Source organism: Moorena sp. SIO3A2 (assembly GCF_010672265.1).
Lineage (GTDB): Bacteria > Cyanobacteriota > Cyanobacteriia > Cyanobacteriales > Coleofasciculaceae > Moorena > Moorena producens.
The window spans coordinates 77,085-97,043 of the sequence record NZ_JAAHHC010000005.1; the positions used below are offsets into that span (position 1 = coordinate 77,085).

The window sequence follows — 19,959 nt, forward strand, 5'->3', positions numbered from 1 at the left end:
TATAAGTAGAATTATTTCATTCCTCACACTTGATTCCTCACACTTAATTTCTCACAATTGAGCCTTCATCCTTTAGCCTTTATCCTTCATCCTTTATCCTTTATCCTTCGCACTGCATCCTACCCTTACAGAACGCTATCAAGCGAACACACTTGATCCTTCACACTTGATCCTTCACAAGTAATACTTTACTGATGACTACCACTCCGTCATCTTTTGAGTCATCAGACTCTGAGATGTTTCGACCAAACCGGCAGTTAAACAAGCGGGTAGAAATGGTAGTAAAAATACTTTTTGCTACCTTTGCCTTTGTTTCTGTCGCAACTACCATCGGCATTGTTCTAACCCTAATATTTGAAACAGTAGGATTTTTCCAAGAAGTATCACTCTGGAAATTCCTGACTGATACAGCATGGACTCCTTTGTTTGCTAATCCCCAGTTTGGCATTTTCGTGTTGATTAGTGCCACCTTCCTGACCTCTGTAATCGCGCTGATGGTGGCATTACCCCTGGGATTGCTTGCAGCTATCTGCTTGAGTGAATATGCATCTAGTGGTGTCCGTCGCTGGCTCAAACCTGCCCTAGAAATATTAGCAGGGGTTCCTACGGTGGTATTTGGTTACTTTGCCCTGATGCTAGTTAGCCCCTTCTTAAGAGATTATTTGATTCCCGGGTTACAAGGATTCAATGCCTTAAGTGCTGGAATTGTTTTAGGAATAGCCATTATTCCTATGATAGCTTCCCTCAGTGAAGATGCCATCTATGCTGTACCCAATAGTTTAAGACAAGGTGCTTATGCCTTGGGGGCAACTAAACGAGAAACCATCATCGGAGTAGTCATACCAGCAGCATTATCTGGAATTGTTGCTTCCTTCGTACTAGCGGTTTCTCGTGCTGTGGGTGAAACCATGATTGTTAGCATTGCTGCTGGTCAAAATCCCACCTTAGGAGTAAATCCCCTAGTACCAGTGATGACCATGACAGCCTATATTGTTCAGGTCAGCTTAGGAGATACACCAGCAGGTTCCCTAGCCTACAAAACTATTTTTTCTGTAGGCATGACCCTGTTCTTACTTACCTTAGCCCTAAATATCTTTAGCTTTTGGTTTGTCCGCCGCTTTCGGGAGAAATACGACTAATGGCACAAGACCTAAAACCTCTAGGAGACGATTCCCCAGGTTACTTCAACCTGGCGCTACCCAAGCGCTATAACTTTGATAAAATCTTCGCCATTGCTGCCTGGGTTGCCATCTTTTTTGGGCTAGTGATACTGGCAGTATTGCTGATTGATGTTTTTCTCGATGGTCTGCCCCGGCTTAATGGACAATTTATCAGCAGTCCTCCCTCCCGTAAACCAGACCAAGCTGGTATTTTTCCTCCCTTAATCGGTAGTGTATGGCTGTTGGTGATAACAGCAATGGTCTCTTTTCCCTTGGGAGTAGGGGCAGGGATTTTCTTAGAAGAATATGCCACTGACAACCTGTTGACCCAGATTATTGAAATCAACATCGCTAACCTAGCTGCTGTACCTTCAATTATTTACGGCTTGTTGGGTTTACAAGTGTTTGTCCGGTGGTTGGCTCCCATTACTAATGGTAGGAGCATACTAACTGGTGCGCTAACCCTGTCGTTGTTAATTCTGCCCATCATTATTGTTGCCACCCGTGAAAGTCTACGGGCAATTCCCAATAGTTTGCGTCAAGCGGGTTATGCCTTAGGAGCAACTCGCTGGCAAGTGATTCGAGAGCATATTTTTCCTCTGGCTTTACCTGGTATCCTGACAGGAACGATTTTGGCACTGTCAAGGGCAATTGGGGAAACTGCTCCTTTGATTACTATCGGAGCTTTGAGCTTCATTACCAGGCCGCCAATGAACCCACAAGATCCATTTACTGCACTGCCAATTCAAATTTACAACTGGATCTCCCGTCCCCAACAAGCCTTTCACACTAACGCGGCGGCGGCAATTGTGATGTTGATGGTAGTGCTGTTGGTCATGAATGCCGGAGCAATTTTCCTGCGCAATAAATTTCAAACCAATAGATAGTAATTTACAATACCCACTATTAAAATACCGATTCAAAGGAATGGAAAAGTTTTCAGTTTTGATTTCAAAAGTTAACAATTACACAGATGATTTAACTATGAATACCAACCAAGTTATCGAGTCCACAAGTTCTTATTTAGAAGTAGAAGAACCGGTTTTACGGGCTGAAAAAGTTTCCGTCTACTATGGATCATTTTTAGCAGTCAAAGATGTCTATTTAGATATTCCGAAAAACCAAGTTACTGCCTTTATCGGACCTTCCGGTTGTGGAAAAAGCACCTTGTTGCGGTGTTTTAATCGCTTAAACGACCTGATTCCGGGAGCAAGGGTGACAGGTAGAATAACCTTCCATGGGGAAAATCTCTATGATAAAAAGTTTGACAACAGCATTGAAGAAGTACGTCGCCGCATTGGCATGGTATTCCAAAAGCCAAACCCTTTTCCCAAATCCATTTATGAAAATATTGCCTTCGGAGCCCGGATTAATGGCTATCAAGGGGACATGGATGAATTAGTGGAGCGCAGTCTCCGACAAGCTGCCCTCTGGGATGAAGTCAAAGATAAACTAAGACAGAGTGGTCTGTCTCTATCTGGCGGTCAACAACAGCGTTTGTGTATTGCTCGCGCCTTAGCCATTAAGCCAGAAGTGTTGTTGATGGATGAACCTTGCTCCGCTCTTGACCCCATCTCCACCCTCAAAGTGGAAGAACTAATGCACGAGCTGAAAGAAAAATACACCATTGTTATCGTTACCCACAACATGCAACAAGCTACCCGAGTAGCAGACATGACAGCTTTCTATAACGCTAGGGCAACGGAAACAGGTGGTAAACAAGGCTATTTAGTAGAGTTCAATAGAACTGAAGTCATCTTCCAAAATCCTCAGCAGGAAGCCACCAGGGACTATGTTAGTGGGCGTTTCGGCTAAATCCCCCTCACATTTTGCCCTAAAATGGGGCGAAATGTAGCGAAACCTTGTGTTTCAAACCCAACTCGTGGCAGATTTGATCTGAGACTACACATTCCATGGCAACACGCCCGTGGGATTTTTTTTTCTGATGGGGATGCTCCCCCCAGTACCAATTCAAGATAGGATCAAATCTGATTATAAAATTGGATTTGATGTCAATCATGCTAATAAAGCGCTACTTATCAGGTTTTATTGCCCTGGTACTGGTTATGGTTATCGGTTTAACTGGTTGTGCCTCAAGTGGTACAGGCTTAACAGGAGATTACCGTCAGGATACAATAACTGCTCTACAAGAATTAAGACAAGCCCTTGAATTACCAGAAGATTCACCAGATAAGACGGCAATTCGTGAAAAAGCCACTCTACTGATGAATGACTATGCCTCGCGCTACCGCAGAGATAGATCTGTGTCTACCCTCAATTCCTTCACTACCATGCGAACTGCTGTCAATTCCTTGGCTGGTTACTACAGTTCCTATCCCAATCGCCCTTTACCGAAAAAGGTGAAGGATCGTCTAGAGCAGGAATTTTCCCAAGTCGAGCGTTCTCTCAAACGGGGCGCTTAAGCTGTCCACACCTCGCCTATTGTAGGCGAGGCATAAGCCGGGTGAACAAAAAATTGCCAGTATAAACCTGTCCTATCTTCAGGTTTCTTGAGAACATCCCAGGCAAGGGAGGGTAGGATTATCGATGATCTAAAACTATTGGCCAATTCTTTCCCTGCTCCTACCCTAACTCTCGTAATCAGTAAGAATTTTCCGGAACAGTTGCTAAGAGAGCTGAAAACCTTTAAAGGTAATGCCAGCCGTTAGCGGTTAGGGGTTAGACTAATTATTATAGGGTTGATCACTACTAGGGCTTTAGTTAACTAATAATTAATGGAGTATAATCTAAAGTTGACAAATTTAATGATATATGCATCAAATAAAACGATATAGATTTACTTATAGATTTACCTCTACCCCCTCCCTTGGTGTTTCCCTTTCTATCCCTAAACTAGATCATAACTAGCTAAAGCTAATTTTAGAAAAAATCATAGTTAAAAACCCCTGTGCAATAACGGCGGGGATGAAAACGAGTTAGTGACTTGCTGACCCTCTCGTAGTATCCGTTTAGAATCCCTGATGCTGCACCTGGGGGAGATGTCAAAGATATTGAACCAATCGGGGATGAGTTAGCTGGCTTTTGGCTAACTTTCTGTTCTTTTGTAGTGTTTCTAGGAATGTATAACAGTTTTGGTAAACGGAGGCAACACCGGCAAGGTCTACATCGTAGCTTGATTGCCGCCCTTGCAGTAGGAAGTAGTCTGTTGAGTCAGTGTTGGTTGGTACCAACAGCTGAGGCAAAAACAAAAGCTTATTGCCACTTTACTCAGGAAGCGATCGCTCAAAAAGAAAGCTTAAGAGTTAATTCCTTAAAGAATAACTCAGACTCTAAAATCAGCTACCAAACCATTATCCAGGCACACGCCAGTTTCTTACAGCAGTGTCGTTCCCAAACCTGGCCGCAAAATCAAGCAATTTGGGTGCGCTTATATCCCTGTGATGCTCGTCCTGGAGCCCTTGAGGAAACCCTAGACCGTATTGTGAACCAAGGCTACAATCAAGTCTACGTTGAAGTATTTTACGATGGTCGCGTCCTGTTACCAAAGGCAGATAATCGTACTCCTTGGCCGTCAGTCATACAACAACCGGGGACTGAGAACGTAGATTTATTAGCCCAGGCGATTCAAAAAGGTCGTGAACGGGGTTTGCAGGTATATGCCTGGATGTTTACGATGAATTTTGGTTATACCTACGGTCATCGTGCCGAGCGCCAACAGATTCTTGCCCGCAATGGTCGAGGAGAGACAAGTTTGTCTGTAGTTAAGGATGGCTCTCAAGTATTTATCGACCCTTACAACCGACAAGCCCAGGTAGACTACTATGAGATGCTTAAGGGTGTATTAAAGCGACGCCCCGATGGGATTTTATTCGACTACATTCGCTATCCCCGTGGTTCAGGTTCCCAGTCTGTGGCCAGCAGTGTCAAGGATCTTTGGATTTACAGTGATGCAGCTAAGCAAGCCCTATATCAACGGGCTGGTAACAATCAAGGTAAGGAGCTAATTCGGCGCTATCTGAGTAAGGGTTCCATTAGCACTAGGGATATAAAAGCTGTCAAAAAGCTCTACCCTGATGAACAAACCCCCCTCTGGCAAGGTCGCACTCCTTCCCCAAGAGAGAGTACTCGAACTATACAATGGCAGTTGTGGCAACTAAGTGTTGCTCACGCGGCTCAGGGGATATTAGACTTTCTCAAATTAGGCGAATTAGCAGCAGAGCGAGCTGGGGTACAAGCCGGTGCAGTGTTTTTCCCCGATGGCAACCAAGTTGTAGGTCGCATGGGTTATGATTCCCGACTACAGCCTTGGGAACATTTTCCTCGTTCCCTGGAATGGCATCCCATGTCTTATGGTGTTTGTGGTCACACCGGTTGTATTGCTAATTTAGTCAAACGGGTGTTTAAGTGGGCATCGTCGGAAACAGACGTAAAACCAGCATTAGCAGGAACTTGGGGAAGATCTATAAAAAATCGTCCTTCCCTAGAAAACCAGATGCAGGCATTGCGCCGAGTGACACCACAAATTAACTCAGTCAGCCATTTTGCCTTCTCTTGGCAAAATCCAGAATTTGACCGCGAGCGAAAGTTTTGCAGATTATAGCAGTTCTCAATTGGCTGAGGTACTTATGACCTTAGGGGAGTAGGGAGTAGGGAGTAGGGAGTGGGGAGTAGGTTTTTTAGATCAGGGTCAAACCCAACCCCAACCCCCTCATGAAGGCGCTGAATCGCTTCGACACACCCTACACCCTATACTCAAGTCTTTGTTAAAAACCTACTCTTATCAGCCCCTCGACCTCTGATTAAGATTTGCCTAATCGGGATCGTTCCGATTAGGCAATTACTAACTCGGGTTCAGGACGCTTGCTGTTACGAATACCGCTAATTGCCTCTGCGTAATCTGGTGCCTTGAATACAGCCGAGCCAGCCACAATCGCATTCGCTCCGGCTTCTAGCACTTGCCAGGTATTGTTAACCTTGAGTCCCCCATCAACTTCAATCCAGGGAGAAAGACCACGCTCATCACACATCTGACGCAGTTTGCGGATTTTTGGCACAACTTCTTTGATAAAGCTTTGACCACCAAAGCCAGGATTGACGCTCATAATCAGGATCAAGTCACAGACTTCTAGGACGTACTCAATTAAATCCAAGGATGAGGAGGGGTTAAGTACAACACCTGCTTGCTTACCCAATTCTTTAATCTGACACAGAGTGCGGTGCAGATGGGGTGAAGCATTGTGTTCAGCATGAACAGATATAATGTCAGCGCCTGCCTGAGCAAAGTCTGCCACATACTTTTCTGGTTCCACAATCATCAAGTGGACATCCAGTGGCTTTTCGGTAATCGGGCGAATGGCTTTAACAACTAGAGGACCAATGGTGATGTTAGGGACAAATCTACCATCCATGACATCAACATGAATCCAATCAGCGCCTGCGGCATCCACAGCCTTAATTTCTTCTCCCAGTCGGCTAAAATCAGCTGACAGGATAGAAGGGGAAATAACAACTTGCTTTTGGGATAGGGTGTTGCTCATGATTGGAGGTGTTCTCCTGGAAGCTTATTTTTCAGTATTTTAACAAAATCTTTAGATTTTCCCTAACCAGTTGTTGTGCTGCTGAGCTATTTGGGGACCAGTGGGATGGTGACCAGTTGGCTATAAATCACCCCATACCTACGGATGCTTACCTCTAGCAGGTCATTATGAAACTTTTGATAACATGGGCAACAGTTAGTCAGTCTGTACTCTTATGCAGCTGCCTTACTCAAACGATAGAATATCCTGCTTTAATAGAATTTTGGAGGAAATATGACGTCAAATCCCCAAGCATCTGCATATACTCAAAGCAGCACCAATGAAACTACCCTTGAGGATGAAAAACAGCTGAAAGTAGACCTCAAAGTTGATCAACCTGGTGCTATAGCCAAACTCACTGCTCCTGAGCCAGAACTCACCCAACCGTGGCAGGAATGGTTGCAAACTCTTACAGACATTTTGTCACAATTGCCGGAATATATCGGCGGATTTGTTAGCAATTACCAAAAACCCTTGCTTACCATTGGTCTTTTGCTCGCTGGGTTCATGACTGTTAAGATCACTTTGGCGGTGCTGGATGCAATTAACGATATTCCCCTGATGGCACCGTTGTTTGAATTAGTGGGTATTGGCTATACTATCTGGTTTGTAGCTCGTTATCTACTCAAAGTCGAAACACGCCAAGAATTATCAGGGGAGATTCAATCCCTTAAAGGTCAGTTTATAGCTAAAAAGTGATAACTAGTGTGGTGGCATTAGCCCTTGTCAGGTGAGGAGTAAAAAAAATAGGGCATGGACAATCGTCTCAATTGGTTTCCATACCCTATTGCAGTAAATTAGTTTGACACTCCCCGGCCTAAAGGCGCGAGGATTCAAAGCGCGGAGGTACCCTTTTGGGGCATTGCTCGTAACAACTACCAACATGGGGTTGATAGTCCAATTGGCGGTGCCAATTGCCTCTACTCTCTCCGACAGAAATGTCATTGAGTCTACTTTTTTTTTAAGTACTTTGATTCGCTTTCCAAAAAGACTCAGGCGCACGCCTCCTAGGCGAATTAAATTACGGGGTCGCGCCTCTTGCGTGGCATTGGGCTGGAATTGGAGTCTTAGACCGAGTCCCCATTTCGAGTAACTACCATTTAACCAAGGCGTCCCACTGCTGGGAGTTTCACCCTTCCTTTTCGGGTCATTGCGTCTTCTGCTATTATAGCACAAAGCCGTCCGTTGAAGTTACCGTAAGGGAGTTGAGCCTTTATGGTTAGTCTGCTATGGGTAAAAGGGTTAAGTCTTTTGTAATAAGGCTCCACTCCCTAAGGTTTCGTCTCCTAGAAGGACGGGGTTTCAGACCCATTTTTTTTGATGACAGTAAATTAGTGTTTTTTGGCTGTAGCTCCTTGTAGCTATACTAATTAATACCTATCACTTATTTATAAATTAGCGCGATTTATTGGATAATAAAATTCAAACCTCAACTTGCCGAAGCACTGCGCAGGGCTTGAGCTGCTAGATAGAGTTTGTTCCATTCACCCATCACCTGGTTACTTCTCCAGTTAAGATCGTTAGCGATCGCTTCGAAGGTATGACCAGCTTTCAACTTATCCAGCAACTGCTGTTGCTCAGGGGTCAGTTTTTGCTGATATTCTTGCCATTGCCTTGGGGTTAGTCCAAAACTGTGCTCAGTATAGGATGTTTCCAGCCAACTTGCTACTAAGTCTGGTTTGCCTTTTACCCCATTGATGGAAAAGACACGAATGGCATGGTAACTAATTTTTTCCCGTAGACGATAGACCTTCTTGATCGGCCAATTTAGGCGACGAGCGATCGCCTCTTGAGATTGACCTTGCAAGTAAAGTCGCAGCCAAAGGGCCGCCTCAGACCCTAAGTTTTTCTCTAAGTAAGCCTCAAATTCCTTAGATACGGACATCCTTAGGCTTTGTTTCTCTTCCCAAGCCTGCTTATGTTGATAATTAGTAATGGCTTGGTTATCCAATAGACTCACTGGGGCATCGGTTTCCCCTTCCGGATTGATTGACTCTGACACTAAACGTACCATGTCTCCTTCCGGCACATGGGTCATACCGCCACGTTGAGACCGACGCAGAAAGTTGACAAACCGATAGACAACTAAGGGCTGGTTGCGAATCGGGCGCAGACAATACTCTTCAAGAGTAGTTAATAATAAAGCATTGCGCAGCGGTTCTTCGAAGGTACATTGTCTAATCCAGGCAATTTGCTTTTGGATATAGCGATCGCTATTTAATAATTCCTGAATCACTTCTTGGAGAACATCCACCACAGCCCTTTGGCGATCGCGACTTAGGGACACCCAAGTGCGGATTTTATTGCGTAAGGTAACTAGACTGGCTAAGCGGGTGGTCAAATTGCGATAGGAACGTTCTGGTGGCACCCCCAAGTAACGCTGTTGCAAAATTCTGTAACGATACTCCATGGCTTGGACAGCGATTGCCAGTTTGCTCTGAGTGAGAGTGTCAAACCCCTCTTTATCTTCTCCAATTAACCACTGTACAATACTGGAGCTGATGGCTGGATTTTGGTTTGGACAGTCACTCAACAAGCGCGACTGCCATTCTCTTTCCAGTTTGTCCGCCAACTTTGCCATGACATTGCACTCCTTGGATCCCTGTTTTAAAGTTTGCATGACAACCCTCCCTGTTTCTACTCACTCGAAGTGGGTAGTGACTGCTTTCTATTTGACCACTAATTCCTAGGTATTGGAAGTGATCAAACTCCCATAAATACGCTTACAAAAGTCACACCAGTAGGATGATAGATAGCACGCCTGTCTGGAGATCTAGATCGTCTTTTAGATGTGTTCTAGATCACAAGCCCTAAATATACTTCTGGGACACCCAGCAAGTTTTACCTTCGTAAACTAGGGTAAGCACCACTATTTAGATATCACTGAGAATGATATGAATTATGCTGATAGCAGCCAATTGATATACCGTCACAGTATCTTCATAAGTATTTATCAAGCTTTTAGTGTAAAGGTGTTTAACTGAGTCGTCTACCCTGATAATCTAACCCTGACGATTTAGCTGAGTACACCCGATATCCCGGTAGCTCTTGACCTTAGGGATTACTATTTAACATACCTTCTTGAATCAGAGGAAATGCTCATACCTAATAATGAATATATCAGAAAACACCCATCAGATCAGCTAACTTGATGCTGAAACAGGCACCCTCGGAATTTTACACAGGTTGGAATTACCGCTGTGCCTATGAATTCTATCCTCCAAGCTAGTCAACTGCTAATAAGGAAATCAGGAGTTCCCCATAGACAGTATATCCACCCAGACCTGTCAAAGGTCTGTAATTCTGATATCCCCGTTCGCCGTTGGCGGTTACCTATTGCCTAAAACCTTAATTTTTCGTTTCAGCTGGGTAATTCCTGACTGTTTTGAGAAGGGAAACCTGATATCTTGATAAAGATACTTGTTTTGATCACTATACTTGTTCAGTTAATCATGTCTGACCCATTGTCTCCTGAGGTAAGCGATCGCATTTGTAAGCACATGAACGATGATCATGCTGATGCTGTGGCACTGTATGCTCAGACTTTCGGTAATTCCCCTGATACAGAAGAAGCAGAAATGGTTTCCATTGATGCTCAAGGCATGACGATCATCACAAAAGTTAAGGGGGAGTCTTCCACTGTGCGCATTACGTTTGATCATGTACTTAAAGATTCTGAAGATGCTCACTACACCTTAATTGACATGATCAAACAGGCAAGGCAGTCAATAAGCAACCTGAAGGGGTGACAAGCACCATTGTTAGGCTTGTTTTCACCCCCTCAGGTCACTGACTTTCACTCCCTGAAAAGGTTGAAGATTTACGCTTACCGATACTTTTTAGCTACCATAATCTACCAAAGGTAAACTCTAGCTCGCCAATGCAAGATGCGATCGCATCCAGGGGGTATCTCCCAAAGCCCTCAGGAATATCCCGCGAGCGCCATAAAAATGTCAAAAAAGTTCGTTCCACCGGGATTACAGCGCAACTATTAAACCCTTGGTTTTCGGGTTTAATTTAAGTTACATAATAATCCCTGTCGGTGTTACCCTAATTTAATTCTAACAAATAATAAGAGTTTTTGGTAGACTCTGCAACATTTTCTCTAGCTGTTTACTAACCCTTTAGGCAGGGTGAGTTTCAGCATGCCGTTGTGATATTCAGCTTCAACCTGATTTCTGTTAATCTTGGCTGGTATTGGAATAACCCGTTTGAATTTCCCATAGCGTAGTTCCGAGCGTACCATACCTATTCCTTTAGTCCTAGCTGCTGACTTGCGCTCGCCACTGATGCAAACAGAGTCTTCGGTCAGTTCAACATCAAGGTCTTTGGCTTCCATGCCTGGAATTTCTAGTGTCAGGTAAACCGCTTTAGGAGTTTCCTCGATCTCTGCATAGGGCATAAACGTCATCCCTGGAAATCCTCCCTCGCCGCTATTCATGAAATGGGTGAGTCGGCGGTTGAGTTCCCGATGCACACTTTCTAGATCTGGCAGATGTTCCGAACGAGTAATAGCCATCATGGTTATCTCCAACTATCCAGTTTTTTTAACCTTCACTTCTAATTTCCGCCCAGTTTATTGTTGCCCAACTAGCCACACTCTAGATAGAAGAAAGTTCCAGACTGGCAGGAATTGATTCACAGAAAATCTTGGGATGTTTGGAAGCCCCGTCTATGCACAACCGGGGTGCTGATTTTAGTATCTGATTTTACTGTTTGGGCTGCGGTGAGCAGATTTTACTCTTTTGAGATCTACTTTTTTGAGATCTATCTATTTTTGAGATCTATTTTTTGAGATCTAATTATGAGTATTTATTTATAATATCTCTATTATAACTTAATCTTATGAAAACTGCTGGACGCTTTGGCAAAGTTGTTTAATATTTTTAATACTAATTTAATATTTTTAATAATCAGAGCCTTGATCAAACACTCTATCATGGCCTAATTAGCTATTGATGCATCAAGACAGGGCATAAGGAACTTCGGATCAGGTAACTTGGCATGGGTTGGGAATACGCCATAGGGAATACGCCATAGGGAATAGGTAAAAAAATCCTGTGTACCGCATTAATATGAGAACCGCTAAATGAAATACTCAAAGATTTCCCCAAATGCCTAAAATTGCGGATCCTGTCACTTGTCTGTGGCAGATAAAACTAGAGAAATGCGATGCTCCAAGCCGCTGCGCGATTGGCCGTAGGCCACGCTAAAAGCGATTGACCGTAGGTCAAGCGGGGCGCGTTCGCAACTAGGGTTGAGATTCCCGGGTAAACGCCTCAAAATTTGTATCAAAAATTACATCAAAAAAATAAACAATAGTATCAAAAATCTATAATCGATCGGTTGATTGTCAACAAGCCCGAAACATTGCTCAATTATTTGCCGTGTTATCCTTGGTGGATTTGAGAGATCTGGAAATTCTCGTTGCGGGGAGCATCCCAATTTGGCACGTTAGCTCTTTTTAGGGGGCTGAAACCCTTGAAATATCGTTGCTTTGGGTAATATTGTTTCCAAAATGGGATGCTCCCTCGTTGCGTAAGCAAATGCTCCTGTGATTTTTGTTCAAAGTCAGCGGAAAATTCGTTGAAATAGAACAAAAAAACTGCTTTAGGATTCGATTTATTCGACTTAAAAAAAAATTGAGTTAATTAAATTTTTTATGTTACAATTTATACCAAATTATAGGCGTTTACCCTGGTTGAGATTCCCGACTTCTCCAACCAGCCAGGAATCTTCCCAAACTCGGTTCACCAAAGCTTTTGAAACTCTTCAGGCTGAGAATCCCGAAAATCCCGAAAATCATGACATTCATCGGAATCATCTGGGAAAATCGCTGACGGGGTGACGAAACAGGCTCAAATGCTTGCTATGTAAAGGTTGTACCATTTTATGGTTAAAAAAAGTAGGTCTGTAGACATCTTGGGGGGGCGACATTAGAGCTAAAAAGTAGACTGTATAAGCGACCTAGCTCTCATACCTGTCTTGATGCAATAGCGAGTGGGGGGAACCACGGCAGTCGCTCATGGTTTTGGGTCTGTGTGCGGAACCTGCGTCCGCACCGCTGTTTGCCCCGTGGAGACCCCCAAGACCGTAATGGTGCGTTTTCCGTAGGCGAATTAAATTCGCCACGGGTCGCACCTCTGCATCGCTTTTTATAGGCAGCAATCGCCTCACAATTACTGTTCATGTTTGTTAGGATAAACCAACCTTCTTTTGTCACATATTTTCGATAACTCTTTTTCCATTTACAGGCGACACTAAATCCTTTAACTTTTTTGGCATTTGTAACTTTTACATTTTCAATAAATAAAGATATTACCGGTTTTTATCCACAATTATTTAAGGAAAACAAACCAGAATTTTTTAGTTCAATCACGATTATTTTAGTATAAAAAAAAATCAACCCTTGTGTATCTAGCCATTGAGCCAATTTAACCGAACAAAAATCTCGGTCTCCTAAAACCAGAATTTGATAGTTATAAAATAGCCCTATAATATTTAAAATTATTTGTTTTTGCTCTTGAAGTTACCGTAGAACAGTGGAGCATTTATGGGTAATCGGTTATGCATAAAAGGGTTAACTCTTTTGTAATAAGGCGACCCTGTTCAAGGTTTCGTCTCTGAAATATTGCTTGATACCAACTTTGATAGAAGTTCAAAATAAACAGGTGCGACCCGTGGCGAATTTAATTCGCCAAGGTCAAGCGCACCTTAGGAATTGCTCGGTTTTTATAAATGATACTAATCATTAACAAATTATAGTTTTTCCGGACGAAACCTGATTACGTTGAGCCTTATTTACAAGATTTAACCCTTTTACTCATAGCCTGCCGACATTAAAGGCTCAACTGTCTTACGGTAACTTCAAACCAATTAGTTCTATCGATAGCTAAATAGATTTTTTGCTATGCACGTACATGTTTGATTTATCCATTCTCGAATAATTGGAAACCACAAATATTTGACCTCAAATACTTGCAAAGATAAAAATCTCTGTAGTTTTTTACGTCGTGAGTTAAATTGAATGGGTAAAGGGAGTGACTCTGCAATTTTTTTAATTTTGATATTTTTGGGGTCTTGTCTAATTCTTATTATAAGGTAAAAAAACAATAATTGAGATTTAGAAAGTAGATTTTTTAGATGTTTTTGATATAATTATGGTAGCATTTTCAATCTTATTGGTCGTATTGACAAGTTATGGCCTATCTTTTTTTACCATAATTCGCTCAATTTCAGATATATCAAGGGTTACAGGGCGCTTGTCGCCCCCCCAGGGCTTTTACTCCTTGATTACGGTCATAAGAACCTCTGAGACTTTTCCCATCTATAGGAACAATCTATCCAGCAATCGAACCGAGCATACTTTGAAGCCATTTAGCCAAACATTGTTCTAAAGCATCGGGATGAATTCTTTTCTCCTTCGGAGACGCTGCGCGAACAAAAACTCGTCGAAAAGTATCATCACTGGGGATACCATTGGGTAAGTCTAAGAATTATTCTAACCATTGTTGTTTGGCAATCCCATAATTTTCCATGTCCTCCCAGCCCTCTGCACCTCCAATGACGGCTAAAATAGCGATTACTAAAATATCTTTTAGGAGGTGTTTTTGAGTTCTTTGGACTCTAGGCTCTTCGATATATTCGACATAACTTAATAAGTTAGATTCGATAGCATTGATGGAGTTTAACTGTTGGCTTTTTACTTGTTTACATTCAAAGTTTATTTGGGTTTTTAATTGAGAAACAAAACCCTTAATCATTTGCTATTTATCCGTTTTTAAACTCAGATTAAAACTTGATTATAGTTTGACTTTAATTTTTGGTCTAGGAGGATACTTGAATAGTTTTGTAAAGTACATTTTATACAAAATTATATGAGCTTACCCTGAGGTAATAGGGTGCATCTCATATTTGTAAATCTATAACTAAAAGAAGTGTGGGGAGGGTGGTAAGTGTGGGGAGGGTGGCAGGGCTGTTTCATTCTAAATTGCAATATTTTATGCATTTACGAGGATACGTCTTTTCAGCCTTCGATAATTCCGGTTAGTGATGGCTGAAAGACTGTAAACTCGTTACCTAGATCCAGAATGAAATAACCCTGGGAGGGTGGGGAGATGGGGGAGATTTTTATTAAAGGTAATTGTCATAAAATGATATTAGCTTTCTATTGCCGAAGAGTGTTTTTGCACAAGTGAGATGCACCCAGGGAATAGGGAAACAGAAGGAGGTTTGGGAACTGTGGCGAGTGTGATCTGATTGGCGTTTGAATACTTATAGCCCTTTGCAGATAAGTTAATTATGAAAATGGGACAAAAAAGATAAATTCCACTTCTTAATTGGCAATAATAAATAACTTAGATTGGATGCCAATTGCTCTATTCCCTGTTCCGGTGAACCGCTGTTCCCTGTTCTATAAAAAACCATAAATATGTACTTAACAAAGTCGCAAACCGCTATATTTTATAGCGATTCTCATATTAATGACGTACACAGGATTTTTTCCCTATTGCCTATTGCTAGCTTGCCTATTGCTAGCTTGCCTGTTCCCTATTGCCTATTGCTAGCTTGCCTATTGCTAGCTTGCCTGTTCCCTATTGCCTATTCCCCCGCTGTTCCCTAAGAAGCATTCTACCTAGAATCCCAAATCCACAGCAATACGGTGAGCACAAGCAAATCCCGAAAACGCTACTGCATTTAAACCTTGCCCCGGAAAGGTGCTATCCCCAACACAATAAAGCCCTGGAATCGCAGTCCGATTAAACGGCATTCCCAACAATCCCATTAATTTGCGGCGGGGAATTGGCCCATAGGTTCCATCCATACGGTTCAAAAATCGTCGATGACTGCGTGGTGTTCCCACCTCCATGTAATCCAATCCAGCATCTAAGCCAGGAAAAATCCTCTCCAGTCGCTCAATTAAGCCTCCAGCTGCCTCTTCCTTCTTATGTTCGTACTGACGAGGGGATAACCCTTGCCAATCTTCCATCCAGCTCGGGGTAAAGGTGTGGAAAACATGATAGCCTTCTGGCGCTAAATTGGGATCAAGCAAGGTAGGAATCGAAACAAAAATAGTCCCCTCCGCATCCTCCATATTTTCCCAGTCTTCTAGGACAATATGGTGACACTCTGTACCAGGTGGTAAAACATCTGCCTTTACCCCTAAATGTAAACTCAAGAAACCCGGTGATTTCTGATAACGCTGTTGCCATTTCCGCTCAACTCTTGGCATTTGGTCAGCTGGCAGCAATTTCTCAAATGTATCCCAACGGGTAGCATTGGAAACAATTCGTTTTGCTCGATACTCTTTACCATTGACTAGCTGGACACCCACTGCCTTGCCCTTTTCCAGCAGAATTTTCCCCACTCGAGCTTTATAAAGAATCTGACCTCCAGCTTTCTCCAATCCCTCCACTAGTTTTTGGGCGATTTTTCCTACACCTCCTACCGGATAATTAATCCCACCGTAATGTCGGTCAGAAAACACCATACCAGCATTAATCATCGGTGTTTTGTCAGCAGGTACCACAGACCAGCAATAACATTCCATGTCTATAAATTTCAGCAACTCAAGGTCGCTAATATACTTACGAGCAATGTCTCCCACATTTTGGGGTAGGTACTTCACTAAACCCAAACAAGCCAAGGGATGCTGGAAAAATACTCTGGTCAAATAGCCAAGTTCTTCCAAGGACAGTAAGTCCATCGCATTCAGGCAATTAAAGACCTTCCAGCATTCATCGTAAAATTTGCGAATCCCTTGGCGTTGGTCAGGGAAGTGAGCAGTAAGTTCTTGCAAAAAATTCTCATACTCTCGATGGACTTTTAGCTCTAGACCACCAGGGAGATGATAGTGAATCTGTACTGGATCTGGAATTGTTTCCAGACTGACATTGACAGCCTCAAGGGCTCGGGTAAGTAGATTGGTTGTCCCCTTGGTGCCAAACCCAAAAATCATTGATGCTCCCACATCAAAGCGATACCCCTCTCGCTCGAAGTAACCCGAACTACCACCAGGAATGATATAGCTTTCTAGCACCAGCACACTCGCTCCCTTTGCTGCCAACTGAGTTGCGGTTACTAGCCCCCCAATACCAGAGCCAATCACAATAGTATCAAATACCGATTGATTGGAAATGGTATGGGATTGATTGCTTGATGGGCAAGGTTGGGATCCAGCAGTCATGGAATTAGCAATTTAAATAGATTAACTGATGGATCTGAGTTTAGCGTTTCTTGTTGAGATAGGAGTTCATTACCAATGCAAAAAAAAAAGTGGGCACCAGCCTGCTGCTGCGTACCGGTCCCACCCGCCTATCCTTAATGAGAGGAGAACACTTATTACTACTATAAGCTTGTTGATAAAAAATGTCAACATTTAGGGAGCCATTTTCCCGAAAAGGGGAGTGTCGGGAGTGTCGGGAGTGTTAGGTAACCATCCACCGGGGAGGCTAACAAGCAGCCTTGTTAGCCTTACTGGGTGTGGGCGAACCTGTAAGGAAAACTTTTTGGGAACTAAGGCAATCATTACACCAGGGTCCCCCGCCCCAGCCCACACCCGGTGACCCCCTCAGATGTATATCTGAGCTGACGGGGTTTTTTTGCTTGTAATTGACGACTTAACAGTATTATTGGCATAGTTACAAGGATCAGCAAACCCTTTGAGTGCTGTCTCTATTTTGACAACTTGTATAGGGTTTGCTTGAATCAAGCAAACACTCCTTAATACTGTGTTCATCAATGTAAAACTTGAAACTATCATCAACTAGATTAAGACTTGTGGTTATTCCGAAAAACCCTACTGCCCAATTCCTCTAACACTACCTAATTTGTTTATCACTAATTCTTATAGTTACTAGCTGTTATGACTCTCCAACTACGTGTCTATGTTCCACCCCATCCCCTAGTTAAGCACTGGCTAGGGGTTGCCCGTGATGCCTCGACACCACCTCCATTGTTCAAAAGCGCTATGACCGAGTTGGGACGCTGGTTGACCTATGAAGCAATGCGGGATTGGTTGCCGAATGAAGAACTAACAGTGCAAACTCCCCTAGCTCCGTGCAAGGTAACTATGGTGAATCCAGAAGTACCCATAGTAGTTGTGCCAATTTTGCGGGCTGGACTAGCGCTCTTAGATGGAGCCCAAACTTTGCTGCCCTTGGCATCGGTTTATCACCTTGGTCTGGTCAGAAATGAGGAAACCTTACAAGCCAATTTTTACCTGAACACCTTACCCAATCAGTTTGACCCAAATACACGAGTCCTAGTTCTCGACCCGATGCTGGCTACTGGTGGCACAATGATGTTGGCAATGTCAGAACTTAAAAAACGAGGCGCAACACCAGATTTAACACGGATTATTAGCGTGGTAGCAGCACCACCAGCCTTACAAAAGTTGGGGGCAGATTATCCTAGTTTGACCATCTACACTGGCATGATTGATGAGGAAGTCAATGGTAAGGGATATATAGTACCAGGCTTGGGTGATGCAGGCGATCGCGCTTTTGGAACTTGACCGAAACCGCGACAAGCCCCTATTACCCTGACAGACTTAGACAGCAAATCCAATTGATAGTAGAGGTGTTGCCTGGAACACCTCTACCTAGACTTCCTGATCATGGTTCCAAGGTTCACATTCCCGGTTCGCTCACCAGACCGGGCTTTCAAAGCTTTGTCTAAAACGCTTCCGATACGATATTATGAATTAAGGGCTGGTAGCAAACCCCTTGTCTAATCAGCAAGATCCTCTCAAACTTGATGGGTTAATCTGGATAAAAGCTGCATTTTTCAAATCAAGGGCAACAGAGCAACATGAGTCAGCAAGATGGTTTTGCAAGTGGATTCCTGACTGGAGCAGTAGTCGGGGGATTGATAGGTGGATTAATCGGCGCTTTGGTTACTGCTGGTAAAAGTAATCAAAAGGATGAGGAAGATCGGTCTATGTTAAATTCTGAGCGCTCAGACCCTAAGGCAATTAGGGCTAGAAAGCGCGAACTAAAGGCAGAAGCAAGCATTGAAGCGGCACGTCAGAGTTTGGAAGACAAAATTGCCCAGCTCAATTCAGCCATTGACGATGTACGTCAACAAGTCAGCACAGTGAAAGGTACAGCTGAGGCAAATACACATGAACGGGTGCTTGAGCCATGAAATAATTCTGTTTTAGGCATTTTAAAGCTGTACTGCATTGGTCTTCAGGCACAGGGTGATCTAAATCCGTTAAACTTAACATCAAGGCATAACACTCATACAAACTTACTAAGAAAGCTTATAAATCTATGGCTACAGAACTGCTCACCAGCACTCTCCAGAGCTTTATCCAAATCTATCTAGTTCTATTAATTGTCCGAATTCTGTTAACTTGGTTTCAAACAATGGATTGGGCGAATCAGGTCGCTTCTGTCTTAAGTCCAATTACTGACCCTTACCTGAATATTTTCCGTTCCTTCATTCCACCCCTTGGAGGTATAGATTTTTCCCCCATAGTGGCGATTTTTCTTCTACAAATTGTAGCTGGGCTGTTTTAGCATAGCCGTGATCAACAGCTGTAATCAGAATAGTAAGTTCTAATCCTTGTTCACAGTATCAAATTAGCGTGCTCTAAATTTAGCTTATCTAGAATAGGTAAAGGATAAATGGGAAAACGATGCATAGGTGCGACCCGTGGCGAATTAAATTACGGGTCAGGCGCACCTAAGCCGTCTTGGTGAGGTGACCTTACCAAGATGGCGCTGCATCAAGACAGGGGCGACAGCACTTAATCCTGAACCAGTCAACGACCAATTCTGTTCCTAAAACCGGATGCCTTAAAACCCTTAAGGATCAGAGGCGTTTTTACATTAGCAGGAACCGTAACCTGGATTTCAAAATCACTGGTTCCTGGTTCCACTTCATCAATTAACCCCACGCGACCCCGATTTGGGAAGGTATTATTGCCATTGGCATCCAAGATACGACCAAAAACATCAGCATCAAACACCTTTCTGCCAGTGGGATTCTTGGCTTTACCCTTGATCAGATAGCAACTAGCCTGCCTAGCCGAACCCCCACCACTGATCACCCTGCCTTTCCCAATTTCTAAGGGACACTCCTGGGAAGACAAGTTGGAGAGTTTAATGCGGATCACAGCCAACGCAGGGGGAGCAAATGCCGAGCTGATCACCCAAATCAGACAAGCTACAGCAGTAGCAGTTAACCAATTTCGAAATCCCATAAAGCCAACAAAAAATCAACCTTATAGCTACTTTACATGTAAATTGGATAGG

19 protein-coding genes and 1 pseudogene are annotated in these 19,959 nt (G+C 43.2%); 11 read left to right on the forward strand and 9 right to left on the reverse strand.

Annotated features, from left to right (window positions below):
* The first annotated feature begins 194 nt into the window (after positions 1-194).
* The 5 genes from pstC to F6K64_RS06470 all read left to right on the forward strand — a co-directional run bounded on the left by pstC (position 195) and on the right by F6K64_RS06470 (position 5,721).
* Positions 195-1,139: a phosphate ABC transporter permease subunit PstC gene (gene pstC / locus F6K64_RS06450; RefSeq protein ID WP_287265103.1), complete on the forward strand. Its 945-nt coding sequence runs from the start codon at positions 195-197 to the stop codon at positions 1,137-1,139.
* On the forward strand, positions 1,139-2,047 hold the full coding sequence (pstA, locus tag F6K64_RS06455; RefSeq protein ID WP_287265104.1) for a phosphate ABC transporter permease PstA: 909 nt from the start codon (positions 1,139-1,141) through the stop codon (positions 2,045-2,047). The genes pstC and pstA overlap by 1 nt, the downstream gene beginning before the upstream one ends.
* Positions 2,048-2,144: 97 nt before the next feature.
* Positions 2,145-2,975, forward strand: coding sequence for a phosphate ABC transporter ATP-binding protein PstB (pstB, locus tag F6K64_RS06460; protein ID WP_044492288.1), 831 nt, complete (start codon positions 2,145-2,147; stop codon positions 2,973-2,975).
* Positions 2,976-3,178: 203 nt separating this feature from the next.
* Positions 3,179-3,583, forward strand: a complete 405-nt coding sequence (psb27, locus tag F6K64_RS06465; RefSeq protein WP_008179714.1) for a photosystem II protein Psb27 — start codon at positions 3,179-3,181, stop codon at positions 3,581-3,583.
* 656 nt (positions 3,584-4,239) lie between these two features.
* A complete protein-coding gene (locus F6K64_RS06470; RefSeq protein WP_287250970.1) occupies positions 4,240-5,721 on the forward strand; it encodes a family 10 glycosylhydrolase in 1,482 nt (493 codons plus the stop codon).
* Positions 5,722-5,950: 229 nt separating this feature from the next.
* Here F6K64_RS06470 and rpe read toward each other — a convergent pair whose 3' ends face one another.
* On the reverse strand, positions 5,951-6,658 hold the full coding sequence (gene rpe, locus F6K64_RS06475; protein ID WP_287250969.1) for a ribulose-phosphate 3-epimerase: 708 nt from the start codon (positions 6,656-6,658) through the stop codon (positions 5,951-5,953).
* Between the two features lie 273 nt (positions 6,659-6,931).
* Between rpe and F6K64_RS06480 the strand changes: the two genes are divergently transcribed.
* Positions 6,932-7,396, forward strand: a complete 465-nt coding sequence (locus tag F6K64_RS06480; RefSeq protein WP_008179709.1) for a CAAD domain-containing protein — start codon at positions 6,932-6,934, stop codon at positions 7,394-7,396.
* 27 nt (positions 7,397-7,423) lie between these two features.
* Here F6K64_RS06480 and F6K64_RS06485 read toward each other — a convergent pair whose 3' ends face one another.
* Both F6K64_RS06485 and F6K64_RS06490 read right to left on the reverse strand, forming a co-directional pair.
* A complete protein-coding gene (locus tag F6K64_RS06485) occupies positions 7,424-7,873 on the reverse strand; it encodes a hypothetical protein (protein WP_008179708.1) in 450 nt (149 codons plus the stop codon).
* A gap of 253 nt (positions 7,874-8,126) precedes the next feature.
* Positions 8,127-9,317 (reverse strand): HetZ-related protein 2, encoded by a 1,191-nt coding sequence (locus tag F6K64_RS06490; RefSeq protein WP_008179707.1) that lies wholly within the window; start codon positions 9,315-9,317, stop codon positions 8,127-8,129.
* A gap of 832 nt (positions 9,318-10,149) precedes the next feature.
* Here F6K64_RS06490 and F6K64_RS06495 point away from each other — a divergent pair.
* Positions 10,150-10,446: a DUF2470 domain-containing protein gene (locus tag F6K64_RS06495; RefSeq protein ID WP_008179706.1), complete on the forward strand. Its 297-nt coding sequence runs from the start codon at positions 10,150-10,152 to the stop codon at positions 10,444-10,446.
* Between the two features lie 94 nt (positions 10,447-10,540).
* On the opposite strand, the gene F6K64_RS06500 is transcribed toward F6K64_RS06495, so the two are convergent.
* The 4 genes and pseudogenes from F6K64_RS06500 to F6K64_RS06515 all read right to left on the reverse strand — a co-directional run.
* Positions 10,541-10,669 (reverse strand): hypothetical protein, encoded by a 129-nt coding sequence (locus tag F6K64_RS06500; protein ID WP_287265105.1) that lies wholly within the window; start codon positions 10,667-10,669, stop codon positions 10,541-10,543.
* A gap of 133 nt (positions 10,670-10,802) precedes the next feature.
* The gene (locus F6K64_RS06505; protein ID WP_008179705.1) at positions 10,803-11,216 is read right to left on the reverse strand and encodes an Hsp20/alpha crystallin family protein; all 414 of its coding nucleotides are present in this window, start codon (positions 11,214-11,216) and stop codon (positions 10,803-10,805) included.
* A gap of 1,448 nt (positions 11,217-12,664) precedes the next feature.
* Complete coding sequence (locus tag F6K64_RS06510) at positions 12,665-12,829, reverse strand: hypothetical protein (protein ID WP_154659676.1); 165 nt, start codon at positions 12,827-12,829, stop codon at positions 12,665-12,667.
* Positions 12,830-13,971: 1,142 nt separating this feature from the next.
* Positions 13,972-14,460: pseudogene (locus F6K64_RS06515) on the reverse strand (ISAs1 family transposase); the annotation flags it as partial.
* Positions 14,461-15,128: 668 nt separating this feature from the next.
* Between F6K64_RS06515 and F6K64_RS06520 the strand changes: the two are divergent.
* Positions 15,129-15,320 carry a hypothetical protein gene (locus F6K64_RS06520; RefSeq protein ID WP_131827021.1) on the forward strand — a complete coding sequence of 64 codons (192 nt, stop codon included), beginning with the start codon at positions 15,129-15,131 and terminating at the stop codon, positions 15,318-15,320.
* 12 nt (positions 15,321-15,332) lie between these two features.
* On the opposite strand, the gene crtH is transcribed toward F6K64_RS06520, so the two are convergent.
* The gene (crtH, locus tag F6K64_RS06525; protein WP_287251936.1) at positions 15,333-16,883 is read right to left on the reverse strand and encodes a carotenoid isomerase; all 1,551 of its coding nucleotides are present in this window, start codon (positions 16,881-16,883) and stop codon (positions 15,333-15,335) included.
* Between the two features lie 678 nt (positions 16,884-17,561).
* Between crtH and upp the strand changes: the two genes are divergently transcribed.
* The 3 genes from upp to F6K64_RS06540 all read left to right on the forward strand — a co-directional run bounded on the left by upp (position 17,562) and on the right by F6K64_RS06540 (position 19,221).
* Positions 17,562-18,212: a uracil phosphoribosyltransferase gene (gene upp / locus F6K64_RS06530; RefSeq protein ID WP_008179696.1), complete on the forward strand. Its 651-nt coding sequence runs from the start codon at positions 17,562-17,564 to the stop codon at positions 18,210-18,212.
* Between the two features lie 296 nt (positions 18,213-18,508).
* A complete protein-coding gene (locus tag F6K64_RS06535; RefSeq protein ID WP_008179694.1) occupies positions 18,509-18,844 on the forward strand; it encodes a ssl2009 family thylakoid membrane protein in 336 nt (111 codons plus the stop codon).
* A gap of 128 nt (positions 18,845-18,972) precedes the next feature.
* The gene (locus F6K64_RS06540; protein ID WP_008179693.1) at positions 18,973-19,221 is read left to right on the forward strand and encodes a YggT family protein; all 249 of its coding nucleotides are present in this window, start codon (positions 18,973-18,975) and stop codon (positions 19,219-19,221) included.
* 245 nt (positions 19,222-19,466) lie between these two features.
* On the opposite strand, the gene F6K64_RS06545 is transcribed toward F6K64_RS06540, so the two are convergent.
* A complete protein-coding gene (locus F6K64_RS06545; protein WP_287251939.1) occupies positions 19,467-19,907 on the reverse strand; it encodes a hypothetical protein in 441 nt (146 codons plus the stop codon).
* Positions 19,908-19,959: the final 52 nt, after the last annotated feature.